The organism is Coriobacteriia bacterium, from assembly GCA_014859305.1.
GTDB lineage: Bacteria > Actinomycetota > Coriobacteriia > Anaerosomatales > Kmv31 > Kmv31.
In genome coordinates this window covers 1-14,958 of the sequence record JACUUM010000049.1, presented here as the reverse complement: position 1 = coordinate 14,958, position 14,958 = coordinate 1, and the positions used below count along the sequence as shown (strand labels likewise).

The following is a 14,958-nucleotide window of genomic DNA, read 5'->3' as shown; positions in this document are numbered from 1 at the left end:
CTAGCGACAAGGGAGCGGACTGAGATGGACAAGACCAAGAGGAGCCGGGTCGAGGCTGCGGGCTGGCGCGTCGGCACCACCACCGAGTTCCTTCAGCTCACCCCTGAAGAGGCCGCGTTCGTCGAGCTCAAGCTCGCGCTCGCTCACTACCTTCGCGACCTGCGCGTGCAGCATGGCTGGACACGGGCGCAGGTCGCCCGCCGCCTCGGCTCCAGCCAGTCTCGCTAACCCGTGAGGCAGGCCCGCACGCTGGGCATTCCGTCGCCATTGGGAGGTAGCGATGGACATCCAGGGGACGATCACGATCGAGCGACCGATCGGTGAGGTCTGGGCATTCCTGCAAGATCTGAGAAACGACTTCGCGTGGCAAGCCGATCTACTCCGAGAGACCGTGCTCTACAACAGCCCAACGGGGGTGGGGACCAAGGTCCGCGAAACACGAAAGGGGTTCGGGGAGTCAACGTGGGAGGTCACCGAAGTGATCCCCATGCGAAGAGTTGCATACAAGAGCATCTCGAGCCCCATCCCGTACGAAGGCGTCTACTTGTTCGAGGAGGCAGCGGGTGCTACGAAGTTCACTCTGGGGCTCACTTCGAGCTGCGCGGTCTTCAGAAGCCTGTTGCGTTCTTCGCAAGGCCTTCCTCAGAGAAGCAGCTCGCGGAGAACCTGCAAGAACATGCTGGAGATGTAGCTGAGGGCTGAGCAGGCCCCGAGGTCGCCTGGGCCGTCATGAAAACCAGTTCGACCTAGCGCCCTACTCGCACCCGGGCCGAAAGTGGTGGGAGGGGTTCCCTCCCGGTCAAGCCGGGGGGCGCACGGGCGCCAGTCCCGATGCCGATTCAGGCAGGGACTGCTCGGCATGGTCCTCGGTCGGGAGAGAAGACACCGGCACCCCGGCCTCCATTCGCGCGAACACGTGCCGGAACCACCCGATCGCGAACACGCCGCTCACAACGTTGGCCGAGAGGGCGGCCCACCACACACCATCGAGGCCGAGCAGCGCCGATCCCGCGTACGCCAGCGGCACGTACAGGACGAGCATGCGGAGGAGCGACAGCACCATGGAGCTCATCGGCCTGTGCAGCGCGTTGAGCGAGTTGGTCACGGTGGTGAATATCCCCAGCGCTACGTAGCTCGGGAACACGATGGCCATGTAGCTCGTGACCGTACGGATGACGGTCGGATCGGAGTTGAACGCGGCAGCTACGGTTTCGCCGACAGCCATGGAGAGCAGCCACACCATCGCGCCCCACGCCGAGGCGATGGTGATGGCGACCCGTACTGCTCGGCCGATCCTGGCCTTGTCGCCGGCCCCCCAGTTCTGTCCGACGAAGGGCACGAGTGCGCTTCCCAGGGCCATGATCACCATCACGGAGAACATCTCGAGCCGGGTGGCCACGCCGAAGCCGGCGACCGCAGCGACGCCGAACGTCGCAACGATCACGGTGACGATGCCTGCGGACACCGGGATGATGAGTTGCGTGACCGCGGCGGGGACCGCGATGGAGAGTATGCGCCGCCACGATGGGAAGAGATCGAACAGCTTGAAGCGTTCGAAGGTGATCAGGCCGCGGCGGCGAAGGAGGGTGAACCCGACGACGAGCGCGATGCCCTGAGAGATCACGGTCGCGATCGCCGCTCCCTGCAGGCCGCGAGCCGGGAACGGCCCGATGCCGAAGATGAACAGCGGGTCGAGCACCGCGTTCACGGTGAGAGCCGAGATCATGATCGTCGCCGGCGTCTTGGTGTCGCCCGCGGCGCGGAAGCCGTTGTTGCCCACCATCGGGCACACGATAAGCGGCAAGCCGAGGTACCAGACGGTCATGTACGAGTGGATGTGCTCGAGTACGGCACCCTCGGCACCCAACAGAGTGAACAGTGCTGTGATAGAGGTCAGCCCCACGGAGACGATGACGAGTGCGAAGAGCAGCGCGAGGAGGATCGCGTCGGTCGTGAGGCGTCGCGACAGCCGGGCGTCGCCTTGTCCGATCGCCCTCGACACCACCGCCATGGTCCCCATCCCGATGCCCACGTTCACCGAGTTCACGGCCATGATCACCGCGAGCATGAAGCCCATGGCGCCGAGTTCCTCGGTGCCGAGCTGACCGACGTAGAACGTGTCCACGATGTTGAAGCCCACCATCGCGAACATCGCGACGAGCATGGGCGCCGCGAGCCGCACGAGGGTGCGCGCGACAGGCCCTTCCGTCAGCTGAGCTTCGGAGCGGCTCTCCGGTCGCGTCGTCAGTGTCGTTGCGCGTGGTGTCGCCTTCGGCATTCCCCGTGTTCCCCTTGTCTGTCTTGGATCGGCGCGGACGCATTGTCCACGAGTCGTTGCAGCAGCTCCTCGGCTTGTCGCGCTTCCTCGGGGGAGAGGCCGGACACGAGCCGCTCGTCCCAGACCGCAGCGACACGATCGAACTCGTGGAGGAACTCATGTGCCTTCTGCGTGAGACGGATGAGGTAGGCCCGTCCGTCTTCGGGATGAGGCGCACGAACCACGAGGCCGAGATCGACGAGCCGCTTCATCGCGTGCGCCGCCGCGCCCTTGTCGATATCCACGTAAGCGCGCAGGTCTTCTTGCCGTACCCCGGCATGGTCCCGCAAGAAGCGAAGGATCCTGAAGTGGCCGAAGCTCAAACCATAGGGCGTGAGTTGCCGCGCGAAGTACATCCGGGTGCGCCGGCTCAGCGTCGATACCAGTTGCGTGATGGGATTGCGATCTCTTGTCATTCGGTTCCTCTGGCGAGAGGCGTGAGAGGCTCCGGCACCGGAGCAGATAGTTGCATTCAGCAACTATGTCATCCTACACGCTCTCCAGGGAGCCGGCAAATCACCGCACCTAGGGAGGTGACTGGGCAGCCGCTCACCCGCTTCAACGTTCGCCCAGAGGCGGGGAAGACGTCCGGACTCACCACAGACAGACAAGACGCCCGCGAGGTTCTCGCCGGCCCGGGCTCGCTCCGCTCGTCGCCCTCAGTGGTTTCACACACTGCAGGCAACAACGCCGCGCGACCGGCTGGAGGGGTACATTCGGGAGAGCCGTGTGGGTCTTGAGGTCCGCCGCCGAATGGAGGAGAGGGATGGATCAGGACAAACGAATGATGGGCATGAGTTGGGGTCGATTCGCAGCCACGGTCGCGACATCGACCTTCATCATGTTCTTCCTGATGTACCAGCTGATCTTCTCGGTCGATCACGCCACATTCAGCCTCAACCGGCTGATCGCCGCGTTGGTGATGGGGTGCACGATGACGGCGGTGATGCTCGCATTCATGTGGTCGATGTTCGAAGGAAGAAGCACGAAGATCCTGGTTCTGGTACTGGCTGCACTGGTCGGCGTCACGCTGTTGTTCGTGAACCGGCGTCAACTCCTTGTGGGCGACGTCACGTTCATGAGAGCGATGATCCCTCACCACTCCATCGCCATCAACAACGCACGAAAGGCGAGCATCCGCGACCCACGAGTTCGCAAGCTTGCTGACGAGATAATCTCATCCCAGGTCCGCGAAATCGCCGAAATGGAACTGCTCATCGACGACATCCGGCGAAACGGCGAACGCGGTACGACCGAGCTTCCGCCTCGCTCGACCGAGCTGACCCCTGGGATGGAATCCGAGATTCGGAAGGCCGTCGAGTAGTCTCGGGGTCGATCCGCATTCGAAACGGCCGCTGGTGCCGAGGGCCGTCAGGGTCGACCGGTTCATCTGCAGCAGGCCGCAAACGTCGTAAGCGAGGACTGCTCAAGCGTCACGCTTGCGCAGGCGCTCTCGCCGCCAGCTCGTCGGCCCATGCCTCGATCGCCGGCCAGTCGCGGTTGTCCGTAGCGGGGCGGCCCTTGAGCGGGCTGGCGGGGAACCAGGTCAGCATCTTGTCGCAACCGCGCAGAGTCGCCGGGTCGTACTTGCCGATGAACTCCCGTGCGTCGATGGGCTGCAGCCACGGCGCAGCCTTGGTGAGCGCTGCTTCGAGCTGCGAGTTGCCTTCCTCGGCGAGCTCCTCGGGCTCAAGCGGGCCGAGCGCGAAGACCGCGACGGACTTCGACTGCAACGCCTGCTGGTGTTTCGCGAGGAACTCCGGTCCACCCTTCAGCAGCGAGCCGATGTAGAGTGGCGCGCCGAAGACGACCCGGTCGACGCCCTCGAGCGAGTCGACCTCTGCCGCCGGCTTCACCTCGGCGTCGAGGCCGCGTTCGCGCAGCCGCTCGCCTACCTTCTCGGCGACCTCGGTTGTGGAGCCGTACCGCGAGATGTAGGTGACCAGGACGTCTTCCGACATGTCTCCTCCTCCCTCATGCACTCTGCCGGGCATCGTACCCCTGACTCGCCAATACACTCGCGAGCAGCAGCGCCATCGCGCTGAAGAACACCGGCGGAATGACCGTCATGCCGTCCACGCGGACGAGCATCGAGGCCGCGGGGATGCCGGGGGAGAGGATCAGCCACGCCGCGAGGCATGCCGCGAACACCCAGGGCCATGCCGCGGCGAACCCACGTCCTTCGCGCGCGTGACGCTTCCACCAAGCGAGCGGAGACCGCACTCGCGTGGCCGCCAGCCCGACGATCAAGCCGAGGAGCGGCAGGCCGAACCCGGCGCCGAGCAGCAGCATCACGACCGACAGGCCGATGAGCGCCAATCCCGCGTGCCTGCGGTCGGCGAACGCGATCGCGACCGCCACAACGCGAGAGAGGCGACGATCGCGAGGATGCCGGTGAGCAGGTAGTTCTGGACGAGCGACATCGCCGGTTCGCCGTTGAGGATCGCGAAGAACGCGGAGCCGGGCCACGACGGGAACACGACCCCGCCGGTCGGCCGGTGTCCCTGCAGCACCGCGCCGAGCCCATGCTCGATGCCGGTGAGCCCGGCGAGAGCGCCCATCCCGACGACCAGCGATCTTCTAGCGTTTCCCACGTGCGCCACCCCCCTTGACCTCCCCGGCAACCATGCGGCTCGTCGAAGGTGAGTGAGCGCATCCACGGAACGGACCGGTCATCTCACAACCAGTGCGGCAGGTGCTTCGGGTCGGTGTGCGCCTCCCAGACGAGCCTGCGCCGTGCGTCGAAGACGCGTGTCGCGACGCCCTCGCGGTCGGTGGGCTCGGCGAACGTCGTGGTATGAGCCTTCATGGCTATCCCCCCGAACCGCCTGGTGCGCTCACGCCTTCTGGAAGACCCCGAAGACCGCGCCCTCGGGGTCTCGCAGCACCGCGGCCTTGCCGAACCGGGGTATCTCGGTCGGCGGCACCAACACCTCGCCTCCGAGACTCCCGGCCGTCTCGACCGCGCGGTCGATGTCGGGAGTCGCGAAGGAGCTCACCCAGTGCGGCAACGGGCCCGACGGCCAGCCCTCCTGCCCTTCTTGCGGCGGGACCAGGCCGCCGAGCGGCTCCCCGTCCCGCAGCCAGACGGTGTACGGGAAGGGAGCGTGCTCCAACGGTTCGGCCTTCAGCCCGACGACGTCCTCGTAGAAGGTCTGCGCCCCCTCCGGGTCCGAGGACATCAACTCGTGCCAGACCGTCACGCGCTCCCAAGGACTCTCGGCCACGGCGGCCTCCTTCCAGCGGCGACACGACGCCGTGCTCTCCGGGTACGCCTATTCCCATCGGACCGGGGGGCGCGGACTCGCCGAGGAGGAACGGCGGGATGGTCACCCGAGTCCGCCTCCTCGTGATCCGCGAGGAGGTCGAGCAGGGCAAGGCCCTCGCCGAGCCTTCCTGGAGCGGCACGCCGGCGCGTGACGGCTCACTTCGGCACACGACCTGCTCACACGCATGGGCTAGACTGCGAGATCGTGCGTGCCCGACAGACGTCACTCCAGGAGGTCGCTTTGACGAAGAGATCGTCCGTATCGGCGCTGATCGTCGGACTCGCCCTCGTCCTGGCTCTTGCGCTGGCCGGTTGCGGCGGCGGGAACACCGGGGGGCAGGCCGCGCCTCCCGGGGAAGCGGCGCAGCCCAGCGAGGCGCAAGCAGGGCCCGAGCTGAAGACCGAGGACGAGCTGGCGGGCGAGGGCGCCGTCGCCGAGGCCGGGGACACCGTGAGCGTGCACTACACCGGCTGGCTCACCGACGGCACGAAGTTCGACTCCTCGGTGGACCGGGGCGAGCCCTTCCAGTTCGTGCTCGGCCAGGGGCAGGTCATCCCGGGCTGGGACGAAGGCGTCCAGGGGATGCGGGTCGGCGGCAAGCGCAAGCTGACCATCCCGCCGGAGAAGGCCTACGGCGAGCAGGGTGCGGGCGGCGTCATCCCGCCTGACGCCACCCTCGTGTTCGAGGTCGAGCTGCTCTCGATCGACTAGGTCCGGGAGCCCGAGGCGGGGGCACCTTCTCGTGCCCTTCCCCTACCCGAGGAACCGCACCTCGCCGCTGCCGAGGTCGTAGATCGCCGGCATGACCTCGACGCCCTCGAGGCCCTCGGGCGCGCGCGCGCAGGTCGGCTGCCGTGGCAGAGGCGTGCCGGGCCGCGGCCGCGTCCACGGCGGCCGCCCCCTCGTCGGCGCGCACCGAGGGCAGGATCCGCGAGAGCAGCGCTTCGAACCCGGCGTGCGCCACAGCCGGGCCCTCGGCCGCCTCGGCTGCCGCGCCGCGACCTCCGCCCGTCGAGCCACCACGTCGCAGCCGCGCATCTCGCCGGCCTGGAACCGGGCGTTACCCTCTCTCAGTCTCGCGAGTGCTTCCTCGGCGCGCATCCGGACCTCCTCGTCGCCGGCGAATGCCCCAAGATGCTACCGGAAGCGCGACCCGGCCGGGCCTGGACCGCCTCAGCAAGATATCCTGTTCGGGAACGTACGTGTCCAGGAGGTGGCCATCGTGTTCCAGGCGGAGATCAAGCAGACCGAGCCGATGACCGTGGCGTTCCTCAGTAGGCGGGGACCCTACTCGCTGATACCTGAGGGCTTCGCCGAGCTCTACGGTTGGGTGCGCGAGTACGAGCACGTGCCGGAGGGCAAGCCCATGGCCGTCTTCCTCACGGGACCCGAGCGGCCCGAGGACGAGGCGGCCTGGGAGCTGTGGGCGCCCATCGAGGGCGGCGAGATCGCGTTCGGCCCCGACGAGCGGGGGCTCGGCGTCAAGCAGGTCGAGCCCGCGACCGTCGCCTCGGCGATGCACACAGGCCCCTACGAGACCATCGAGCCGACGTACCGGCGGTTGGCGGAGTGGGCCGGCGAGCAGGGCTACGGGATCACCGGCCCTCCGCGGGAGCTGTACTACTCCGACCCGCGAAAGACGCCGCCGGAGGAGTACCTGACCGAGATCCAGTTCCCGGTACGGAAGCGCTCGGGACTCTAGCGCTCCCACACAACTGATCCACGAGAATCTTCCAGCCGCGTTACAGGGCTGAGACCACCCGGCGCGACACTCGGGCTAGCTCGAACATCGTCACGGGCCTTGCCCGAGGAGGTGCCAGCGATGCGGCAGCGCGACACGGTCAGGCTCGTGTACGCCGGCCCTCTCGAGAAAGGCCCTTCGTCGACCGTTCTGGGCGCCTACGCCGAGGTGGCCCGCCGGTTCCCCGAGGTGAGCCTCGTGATCCTGGCCGAGGGACACGCCGCGGTCCCGGCCGGGGCCTCGGCCCTGCCCCGCGTCACCGTGTTCGCGCCGACCCCCGCCGAGGACCTGGCGGCCGTCCTCGGGCGGTGCGACGTGCTCCTGCTGCCGGCTGGCTCCGATGCGGACGACGGCGTCGTGCGCCAGGCGTGCGCGTTCGGTCTGCCCGCGCTCGTGACCGGCGAGGTCGGTGCCAGGCGACTGGTCGCCGACGGGAAGACCGGCTTCGCCGTGCGTCGTGCGGACCGCGAGGGGTGGTTGCGCGCGATCGTGCGGTGCCTCGCGCTCATCGAGTACGCACCGTCGGCCTGGCAGAGGATGCGGGCGCTCTGCCGGCACGCCGCGTAGGCGGGCCGCGTCGGGAGGAGCGGGGGGTAGAGCCGGGGATGCCGGCGGCCCGCCCGCCGAAGGCGCCGGCGAGCAGCCGCACGAGCACGGCGCCATGCACGGCGCCGACGACCGCGCCCGTCGCGAGCAGCGACGCCGCGAGCACCGCGGCGATGGTGGCGGGCCGGGTCTCCGGCGTCACGAACGACATCGCGGCGAACACGACGGGCATCCCGAGCGCCCACGCCGCCGAGTTCGCGGGGATCCACCAGCCCGCCCGCGGGACGAAGCGCCTCAGGACCAGCCACTGCGGCACGCCGAGGAACGGTCCCAGCGCCGCGCCCATTCCCGCCGCCAGCAGGAGCTGCACCACGGTCGAGGGCTCTGCCGCCCCCGCGGCGGGCGCGCCGTTCCCACCCGCCGCGAGCAGCGTGCTCGGCAGCATCCCGAGCGACCAGGCCACGAACGCGCCGAGCGCGGTGAACACCACCCATCGCGGCAGCGGCAGCGCGGGCAGCGCCAGGCGCAGCACGAGGCCCTGCAGCCCGCCGACAGCGACCCCTTCCACGAGCGCGCCCACAGCGGCGATCGCGAGCGCGAGGGCGAGCGCCACGGGCAGCGGCGAGCGGTCGAGCACGCCCCACAGCCCGGCGACGAGCGCGAGCGTGCCGCCAAGGCCCACCAGCTCGCCGATAGCGTTCGCGCCGACCCACCGCACCCACAGCGCCCGGGGCGTGAGGGATGTCCCTGCGGTCTCCGTTCCGGCTCCTCTCTCGCGACCCTTGCGGGCCCGTCTCCCGAGCACGGCTCCCCTACCTCAGATCCGCGTGGTAGTCCTGCAGCGAGCGTACCTCCTCGCGCGACTCCCGGTGCGCGGCGATCCCCTTTGCCGCCGCCAGCGCCGCCGCGGTGGTCGTGATGTAGGGCACCCGATGCCGGATGGCGGCCTTGCGGATGTAGGAGTCGTCGAACTCGCTCGTCTTGCCCGCCGGCGTGTTCACCACGAGCTGGATCTCGCCGTTGCGGATGGCGTCCTCGATGTGCGGCCTCCCCTCGTGCAGCTTCAGGATCTGTTCGGCGGGGACCCCGTGCTCCCCGAGGAAGGCCGCGGTACCCGCGGTGGCCTTGATGCTGAACTCCAGCCGCGCGAACTCCCGAGCGGCCTCCAGCGCGCCGGGGCGGTCCTTCTCGGCCACCGTGATCAGCACCGTCCCTTCCACGGGCAGGTGCTGACCCGCGGCCTCCTCGGCCTTGTGGAAGGCCAGCCCGAACGAGCGCGCGATGCCCAGCACCTCGCCGGTCGAGCGCATCTCCGGCCCGAGCAGCGGGTCGACCTCGGGGAACATCGTGAACGGGAACACGGCTTCCTTGACGCCGAAGTGCGGGATCCCCTTGCGCCTCAGGCCCAGGTCCGCGAGCTTCTCGCCGAGCATGATACGCGTCGCGAGCCGGGCCATCCGGACGTCGCAGACCTTGGAGACGAGCGGGACGGTGCGCGAGGCGCGCGGGTTGGCCTCCAGCACGTGCACCGTGCCCTCCGAGATCGCGTACTGGATGTTCATCAGCCCGACGACCCCTAGCTCCACGGCTATGCGCTTCGTGTACTCCTCGATGGTGCGCAGGTGCTCCTCGGCGATGGTGACCGGCGGTATGACGCAGGCCGAGTCGCCCGAGTGCACGCCGGCGTACTCGATGTGCTCCATCACGGCGGGCACGAACGCGTCCGTGCCGTCGGCGATGGCGTCGGCCTCGCACTCGATGGCCTCGTCGAGGAACTTGTCGATCAGTATCGGCCGCTCGGGAGTGACGCCGACCGCGGCCGCCATGTAGCGGTGAAGCATCTCGCCGTCGTGCACGATCTCCATCCCGCGGCCGCCGAGCACGTAGCTCGGGCGCACGATGACCGGATACCCGATGCGCCCCGCGACGGCGAGCGCCTCGGCGTACGTGGTGGCCATCCCCGCCTCGGGCATCGGGATGCCGAGGCGCTCCATCATCTCCCTGAAGCGGTCCCGGTCCTCGGCGAGGTCGATCGTCTCGGGCGAGGTGCCGAGGATCCTCACGCCGGCGGCCTCCAGCTCCCGGGCGATGTTGAGCGGCGTCTGCCCGCCGAAGGTCACGATCACGCCCTCGGGACGCTCCTTGTCGTGGATCGCGAGCACGTCCTCCACTGTCAGCGGCTCGAAGTAGAGCTTGTCGGAGGTGTCGTAGTCGGTCGAGACCGTCTCGGGGTTGCAGTTGACCATGATCGTCTCGAAGCCGGCCTCGCGCAGCGCGTAGGCGGCGTGCACGCAGCAGTAGTCGAACTCGATGCCCTGCCCGATGCGGTTCGGCCCGCCGCCGAGCACCATGACCTTTCGCCGGTCGCTCACCGGCACGGTGTCGGGCTGGTTGTACGTGGAGTAGTAGTACGCCGCGTCCTCCACTCCGCTCACCGGCACCGGGCGGTAGGCGTGCACGAGGCCCAGCGACTTGCGCCGCTCGCGCACGCGCTCCTCGGGCACGCCGAGGAGCCTCGCGAGGTACGCATCGGCGAACCCGTCGCGTTTGGCGCGCGCGAGCAGCTCGTCGGGGATGCCGATCCCGCCCACCGGGCACGTCGCGCCGCCCCGGCTGCCCTCGGCCGCCTCGCCGCCGCCGGCGGCCTCCTGGGCGGCCAGCGCACCGGCGATGATCTCCTCCTCGAGCTCGACGATCTCGCGCATCCGCTCGATGAACCAGGTCTTGATGTGCGTGCGCGCGTGCAGCTCCTCGGTCGTCGCGCCTTTGCGCAACGCCTCGTACATGATGAACTGCCGCTCGCTGGTGGGCTCCTTCAGCATCTCGAGCAGCTCCTCGGGCGGGCGGGCGGAGAAGTCGGCCGCGAAGCCCAGCCCGTGGCGGCCGATCTCCAGCGAGCGGATCGACTTCTGCAGCGCCTCCTTGTAGGTCGCGCCGATCGACATGACCTCGCCGACGGCGCGCATCTGCGTGCCGAGACGGTCCTCGGCGCCCGGGAACTTCTCGAAGGCCCAGCGCGCGAACTTGACCACCACGTAGTCGCCGCCGGGCTCGTAGCGCTCCAGCGTGCCCGCGCGCCAGTACGGGATCTCGTCCAGAGTGAGGCCGGCCGCGAGCTTCGCGCTGACGAGCGCGATGGGGAAGCCGGTGGCCTTGGACGCCAGCGCCGAGGAGCGCGAGGTGCGCGGGTTGATCTCGATGACGACGACGCGTCCCGTGGCGGGGTCGTGGGCGAACTGCACGTTCGTCCCGCCTATGACCTCGATCGCCTCGACGATGTCGTAGGAGTGCTTCTGGAGCCTCGCTTGGACCTCGGGCGCGATGGTGAGCATCGGCGCGGTGCAGAAGCTGTCGCCGGTGTGCACGCCCATCGCGTCGACGTTCTCGATGAAGCACACGGTGATCATCCGGTTCTCGGCGTCGCGGACGACCTCGAGCTCGAGCTCCTCCCAGCCCAGCACCGACTCCTCCACGAGCACCTGCCCGACCATGCTCGCCGCCAGGCCGCGGGCTGACACCACGCGGAGCTCGTCGACGTTGTAGACCAGCCCGCCGCCCGTGCCGCCGAGCGTGTACGCCGGGCGGATGACGACCGGGTATCCCAGTCCGGAAGCGATGCGCTCGGCCTCCTCGACGCTCTCGCAGGTCTCGCTGCGAGGCATCTCCACCCCGAGGCGGTCCATCGTCCGCTTGAACGCGAGCCGGTCCTCGCCGCGCTCGATGGCGTCCGCGTTCACGCCGATGATGGCGACGCCGTGCTCGTCCAGCACGCCGGCCTTCGCGAGCTCCGAGGACAGGTTGAGGCCCGACTGCCCCCCGAGGTTGGGCAGCAGCGCGTCGGGCCGGGACGCGGCGACCACCTCGGTGAGCGACTCGAGGTTCAGCGGCTCGATGTAGGTCGCGTCCGCCATGACCGGGTCGGTCATTATGGTCGCCGGGTTGGAGTTCACCAGCACGATCTCGTAGCCGAGCTCGCGCAGCGCCTTGCACGCCTGCGTGCCGGAGTAGTCGAACTCGGCGGCCTGCCCGATGACCACAGGACCGGAGCCGATGATCAGGACCCTGCGGATGTCGTCGCGCCTGGGCATTCGGGCTCCTCGGGATCGGGTCTGGCGTGGACGGTCGGTGGCCGGCGATCCGGCCGGCGGCTCTGCCGCCTCAGCGCATGACGGGGATCCCCCGGCCGGCGAGGTACTCCTTGACCTGGCCGACGGTGAAGGTCCTGAAGTGGAACACCGAGGCGGCGAGCAGCGCCGAGGCCTTGCCCTCGGTCACGCCCTCGTAGAAGTGCTCGAGCGTCCCCGCGCCCCCTGAGGCGGTCACGGGAAGCGAGACGGCCTCGGCGATCGCACGGGTGAAGGGGATGTCGTAGCCGGACAGCGTCCCGTCGCCGTCCATGCTGGTGGGCAGGAGCTCGCCCGCCCCGAGCGCCTCGCAGCGCCGCGCCCACTCGACGCAGTCCAGGCCCGTGGGCTCCTGACCGCCGCTCACCACGACCTCGAAGCCCGACGGCATCTCGAGGTTCCGTCGGCCGTCGATCGCCACGATCACGCGCTCCGAGCCGAACGCCTCGGCCGCCTCCCCCACGAGCTCGGCCCTGCGTACCGCCGCGCTGTTCATCGAGACCTTGCTCACGCCGGCGTCGAAGAGCGCCTGCATGTCGTCGAGCTCGGAGACGCCGCCGCCCACGGTGAGCGGCACGCCCTCGAGCGCCTCGGCGACGGCGCGCGCCCACTCCAGCCGCGTCTTGCGCCCCTCGACCGTGGCTGCGATGTCGAGCATCGCGACCTCGTCGGCGCCGGCTTCGCGATAGAACCGCGCGTTCTCGACAGGGTCGCCGGCGTCGCGCAGGTCCACGAAGTGGACCCCCTTGACGACGCGCCCGTCCTTCATGTCCAGGCACGGGATGATCTTGACGGGCTCCACGAGGCGCGCCCCCTCCGACCGACGGCAGGACTGAGGGCATTGTAGCGAAGGGAGGCTGCTCTCTCGCCCGAGGTCGGACTGGCGTTGCTGACCGCCGCCCGGATCTGGGCGGTCGCCAACCTCGCATTCCCGCGGCACCCCGCCCCTGCACCGGCAAGTACCTGGATTCACTTGCCGATCGGACTTGCCCCCGGGAGCCGCCGAGGACAGACTCGGGGTAGGGGCGACGTCTTGTGCCTGCGGCGCCCCCGCCGGTAGCAGGGCACGGCAGGAGGTGTTCGGGGATGGCTGACTTGAGGGGTAAGGCGGCGCTGGTGACCGGCGCCGGTTCCGGGATCGGCCGGGAGAGCGCGTTGGCGTTCGCTCGCGCGGGAGCCAAGGTCGTGGTTTCCGACGTCGTGACCGAAGGTGGGGAGGAGACCGTCCGCATGATCCAGGGTGAGGGCGGCGAGGCCGCCTTCGTCAAGTGCGACGTCGCCCAGGAGGACCAGGTCAAGTCGCTCATCTCCCAGACGGTGGAGATGTTCGGGCGCATCGACTGCGCGCACAACAACGCGGGGATCGAGGGCATCGCCGGCCCTTGCGTCGAGTGCACCGAGGAGAACTGGGACCGCACCATCAACATCAACCTCAAAGGCGTGTGGTGGTGCTGCAAGTACGAGATCCCCGAGATGCTGAAGACCGGAGGCGGGACGATCGTCAACACGGCCTCGGTCGCGGGGCTCGTGGGCTTCGCCAGCACGCCGGCCTACACCGCCTCGAAGCACGGTGTCGTCGGCCTCACCAAGTCGATCGCGCTCGATTACGGGACGCAGAACATCCGCTGTAACGCCGTGTGTCCCGGCGTCATCCACACGCCGATGATCGACCGCTTCACGGGCGGGAGCCCGGAGGGCATGGAGGCCATGGCGGCGCTGCACGCGGTCAAGCGCCTCGGCAAGCCCTCCGAGATCGCCGACGCGGTCGTCTACCTCTGCTCGGACGAAGCTTCGTTCGTGACGGGCATCGCGATGCCCGTCGACGGCGGGCTCGTCGCGCAGTAGGCGCACGCTCTTCAGGGCCCGCGGCGCGGCTCCTCCGCCCGCGGGCCCTCTCCTGATCCCATCGGTGGAGCCGAGAGTCTCCCTCCCGGTCGAGCGCGTGACAAACCCGCCGCGGCGTAGCGCCCCGGCTCTCGCGGTACCTTCATCCCATGCGCTACACCGACCTACACGCATCCGGCGAGCTGCGCCGCCGCGCCGGGGAGTCGCGGCTGTGGCTGCAGCGCTGCGTGGTGTGCCCGCACGAATGCGGGACGGACCGCACGCGCGAGCCCGGCGCGTTCTGCCGCGCGACCGAGCGCGCGCTGGTGGTCTCCTTCGGCCCGCACTTCGGTGAGGAGCCCGAGCTCGTCGGCGTGGGCGGGAGCGGGACGGTCTTCTTCGCGCGCTGCAACATGCGCTGCGTCTACTGCCAGAACTACGACATCTCCCAAGCCGGCCGGGGCGACGAGGTCTCCGCCGAGGACCTGGCCGGCATCATGCTGCAGGTGCAGGGCATGGGCTGCGAGAACGTGAACCTCGTCTCGCCGACGCACTACATGCCGCAGATCCTGGACGCGCTGGACGTCGCCGCGGGACGAGGGCTGCACGTCCCGCTCGTGTGGAACACCGGCACCTACGAGCGGCTCGAGACGCTGCGGCTGCTCGACGGCGTGGTGGACGTCTACCTGCCCGACACCAAGTACGCCGACCCCGACGTCGCCCGCCGCCTCTCCGGCATCCGCGACTACCCGAAACGGATGCGCGTGGCGCTGCGCGAGATGCACCGGCAGGTCGGGGACCTGATCACCGACGAGCGGGGCGTTGCCGTGCGCGGGCTGATGGTGCGCCACCTCGTCCTGCCGGACGGGCTGTCGGGCACCGCCGAGACGATGCGCTTCATCGCTGCGGAGCTCTCGCGCGACACGTACGTGAACGTGATGGGGCAGTACCGCCCGGCGTTCCGGGCCAGGGAGTTCCCGGAGGTCGCGAGGCCGGTGACCCCAGAGGAGATCGCCGGCGCTGTGCGGTTGGCGCGGGAGGCCGGGCTGCGAAGGGTGCAGTGCTGAGCGGCGCCCCGCCGGGGCGATGCACAGCGGACCGGGGGTCACGTTCCACTTCCCGTCCGAGGGGAACACA

General features: G+C 69.3%; 18 protein-coding genes. 8 read left to right on the top strand and 10 right to left on the bottom strand.

From position 1 onward, the window contains the following. The first annotated feature begins 24 nt into the window (after positions 1–24). Both IBX62_09165 and IBX62_09160 read left to right on the top strand, forming a co-directional pair. Positions 25–228: a helix-turn-helix domain-containing protein gene (locus tag IBX62_09165; GenBank protein MBE0477252.1), complete on the top strand. Its 204-nt coding sequence runs from the start codon at positions 25–27 to the stop codon at positions 226–228. 52 nt (positions 229–280) lie between these two features. After that, the gene (locus IBX62_09160; protein ID MBE0477251.1) at positions 281–691 is read left to right on the top strand and encodes an SRPBCC family protein; all 411 of its coding nucleotides are present in this window, start codon (positions 281–283) and stop codon (positions 689–691) included. A 108-nt stretch (positions 692–799) separates the two neighbouring features. Here the strand turns inward: IBX62_09160 and IBX62_09155 are convergent, their stop codons facing one another. Further along, complete coding sequence (locus IBX62_09155) at positions 800–2,164, bottom strand: MATE family efflux transporter (protein MBE0477250.1); 1,365 nt, start codon at positions 2,162–2,164, stop codon at positions 800–802. 80 nt (positions 2,165–2,244) lie between these two features. After that, positions 2,245–2,733: a MarR family transcriptional regulator gene (locus IBX62_09150; GenBank protein MBE0477249.1), complete on the bottom strand. Its 489-nt coding sequence runs from the start codon at positions 2,731–2,733 to the stop codon at positions 2,245–2,247. A gap of 350 nt (positions 2,734–3,083) precedes the next feature. On the opposite strand from IBX62_09150, the gene IBX62_09145 reads away from it, so the two are divergent. Then, complete coding sequence (locus tag IBX62_09145) at positions 3,084–3,641, top strand: DUF305 domain-containing protein (protein ID MBE0477248.1); 558 nt, start codon at positions 3,084–3,086, stop codon at positions 3,639–3,641. Between the two features lie 109 nt (positions 3,642–3,750). Here the strand turns inward: IBX62_09145 and IBX62_09140 are convergent, their stop codons facing one another. The 4 genes from IBX62_09140 to IBX62_09125 all read right to left on the bottom strand — a co-directional run bounded on the left by IBX62_09140 (position 3,751) and on the right by IBX62_09125 (position 5,544). Further along, positions 3,751–4,278, bottom strand: coding sequence for a flavodoxin domain-containing protein (locus IBX62_09140; GenBank protein MBE0477247.1), 528 nt, complete (start codon positions 4,276–4,278; stop codon positions 3,751–3,753). 13 nt (positions 4,279–4,291) lie between these two features. Beyond that, positions 4,292–4,636, bottom strand: coding sequence for a hypothetical protein (locus IBX62_09135; GenBank protein MBE0477246.1), 345 nt, complete (start codon positions 4,634–4,636; stop codon positions 4,292–4,294). Then, complete coding sequence (locus IBX62_09130; GenBank protein ID MBE0477245.1) at positions 4,609–4,920, bottom strand: hypothetical protein; 312 nt, start codon at positions 4,918–4,920, stop codon at positions 4,609–4,611. The genes IBX62_09135 and IBX62_09130 overlap by 28 nt, the downstream gene beginning before the upstream one ends. Before the next feature lie 234 nt (positions 4,921–5,154). Beyond that, positions 5,155–5,544 carry a VOC family protein gene (locus tag IBX62_09125; GenBank protein ID MBE0477244.1) on the bottom strand — a complete coding sequence of 130 codons (390 nt, stop codon included), beginning with the start codon at positions 5,542–5,544 and terminating at the stop codon, positions 5,155–5,157. A 345-nt stretch (positions 5,545–5,889) separates the two neighbouring features. On the opposite strand from IBX62_09125, the gene IBX62_09120 reads away from it, so the two are divergent. Further along, complete coding sequence (locus IBX62_09120; protein MBE0477243.1) at positions 5,890–6,297, top strand: FKBP-type peptidyl-prolyl cis-trans isomerase; 408 nt, start codon at positions 5,890–5,892, stop codon at positions 6,295–6,297. Positions 6,298–6,339: 42 nt separating this feature from the next. On the opposite strand, the gene IBX62_09115 is transcribed toward IBX62_09120, so the two are convergent. Next, the gene (locus IBX62_09115) at positions 6,340–6,687 is read right to left on the bottom strand and encodes a hypothetical protein (protein ID MBE0477242.1); all 348 of its coding nucleotides are present in this window, start codon (positions 6,685–6,687) and stop codon (positions 6,340–6,342) included. A 121-nt stretch (positions 6,688–6,808) separates the two neighbouring features. On the opposite strand from IBX62_09115, the gene IBX62_09110 reads away from it, so the two are divergent. Both IBX62_09110 and IBX62_09105 read left to right on the top strand, forming a co-directional pair. After that, positions 6,809–7,288, top strand: a complete 480-nt coding sequence (locus IBX62_09110; GenBank protein ID MBE0477241.1) for a GyrI-like domain-containing protein — start codon at positions 6,809–6,811, stop codon at positions 7,286–7,288. Positions 7,289–7,408: 120 nt separating this feature from the next. Further along, entirely contained in the window at positions 7,409–7,894 is a 486-nt protein-coding gene (locus tag IBX62_09105; protein ID MBE0477240.1) for a glycosyltransferase, read from the top strand. On the opposite strand, the gene IBX62_09100 is transcribed toward IBX62_09105, so the two are convergent. The 3 genes from IBX62_09100 to hisF form a co-directional block, all read right to left on the bottom strand. After that, a complete protein-coding gene (locus IBX62_09100) occupies positions 7,833–8,678 on the bottom strand; it encodes a hypothetical protein (protein ID MBE0477239.1) in 846 nt (281 codons plus the stop codon). The two genes, IBX62_09105 and IBX62_09100, sit on opposite strands and share 62 nt — an antisense overlap. Before the next feature lie 7 nt (positions 8,679–8,685). Next, a complete protein-coding gene (gene carB, locus IBX62_09095) occupies positions 8,686–11,961 on the bottom strand; it encodes a carbamoyl-phosphate synthase large subunit (protein MBE0477238.1) in 3,276 nt (1,091 codons plus the stop codon). A 70-nt stretch (positions 11,962–12,031) separates the two neighbouring features. Then, positions 12,032–12,799 carry an imidazole glycerol phosphate synthase subunit HisF gene (hisF, locus tag IBX62_09090; protein MBE0477237.1) on the bottom strand — a complete coding sequence of 256 codons (768 nt, stop codon included), beginning with the start codon at positions 12,797–12,799 and terminating at the stop codon, positions 12,032–12,034. Positions 12,800–13,083: 284 nt separating this feature from the next. Between hisF and IBX62_09085 the strand changes: the two genes are divergently transcribed. Together IBX62_09085 and IBX62_09080 are read left to right on the top strand one after the other, a co-directional pair. After that, entirely contained in the window at positions 13,084–13,842 is a 759-nt protein-coding gene (locus IBX62_09085; protein ID MBE0477236.1) for an SDR family oxidoreductase, read from the top strand. Positions 13,843–13,991: 149 nt separating this feature from the next. Then, positions 13,992–14,888 (top strand): radical SAM protein, encoded by an 897-nt coding sequence (locus IBX62_09080; GenBank protein MBE0477235.1) that lies wholly within the window; start codon positions 13,992–13,994, stop codon positions 14,886–14,888. Positions 14,889–14,958 lie beyond the last annotated feature (70 nt).